Annotated in this window: 2 protein-coding genes; both read right to left on the bottom strand. The window is 44.1% G+C overall.

All coding sequences use genetic code 11. The annotated features are described in order from the left end of the window. Nucleotides 1-118, bottom strand: a 118-nt coding sequence (locus A3756_RS29370) for an OB-fold domain-containing protein (RefSeq protein ID WP_368664620.1), incomplete at its 3' end; no start/stop codon positions are given. 65 nt (nucleotides 119-183) lie between these two features. Beyond that, entirely contained in the window at nucleotides 184-702 is a 519-nt protein-coding gene (ruvC, locus tag A3756_RS23635; RefSeq protein ID WP_068511032.1) for a crossover junction endodeoxyribonuclease RuvC, read from the bottom strand. Nucleotides 703-811 lie beyond the last annotated feature (109 nt).

Here is an 811-nt window from a genome sequence, read left to right as displayed (position 1 = left end):
CAGGCAAAGAAAAAGACGTAGAAATTGGTACCTCGACTTCATAACATATGCCCGACACATTTAATAAAACACTCTGGGCACCCTTCTCTTCGACTATTCCTAGCAATTTACCAATCATCTAAATTATCTACCTTATTTACTATTGATTTCCCATTTTGTCGCCTTAAGCAAATCAGTCAATAACTACCGCATACGACCACCGCGACTTTGACTAACACCAGAAACTTGCAGCAACAGCTTCTCACTATTCGCATGGCAAATTGCTATTGCCAAAGCATCTGCTGCGTCTGCTTGAGGTGAGCTTTCAAGCTTTAACAGGTGCATAACCATTAACTGGACTTGAGACTTATCTGCCCCCCCCTTACCAACAACCGCTTGCTTGACCTTTCTAGCCGAATACTCGTTAACTTCGAGCCCTGAATTCGCGGCTGCAACAATGGCTACGCCACGTGCCTGACCAAGCTTAAGCGCTGAAGAAGGGTTCTTGGCCATAAAAACCTCTTCGATTGCAAATTGATCCGGTTGATACTGCTGAATGAGCTGTCCAACGGCTTGAAATATAACTAACAGACGGTCGGAAAATGCTCCATCCCCGGTACGAATACAACCACTTGCAACATAAGATAAACGCCCCCTATCCTTCGAAATAAGCCCGTAGCCGGTTACTCGTGAGCCGGGATCTATACCTAGTATCAGGGACATACTTCTAAACCTTTTGATTGTTAATCAGTATCAAGGCGGTAAAACCGCCTACCATTATGCCAGGTAATATTCTGGTACGAATCGGAAGAAAAAATGCCTTTAATCAAAC

The sequence above is a fragment of the Oleiphilus sp. HI0086 genome (genome assembly GCF_001635225.1).
Note: the sequence above shows the minus strand (reverse complement) of the source record. Positions and strands in the feature narration are given on the sequence as shown.

What these genes read in the sequence shown, in the direction of transcription:
- ruvC (WP_068511032.1), bottom strand. Translation starts at nt 702, where the DNA reads ATGTCCCTGATACTAGGTATAGATCCCGGCTCACGAGTAACCGGCTAC.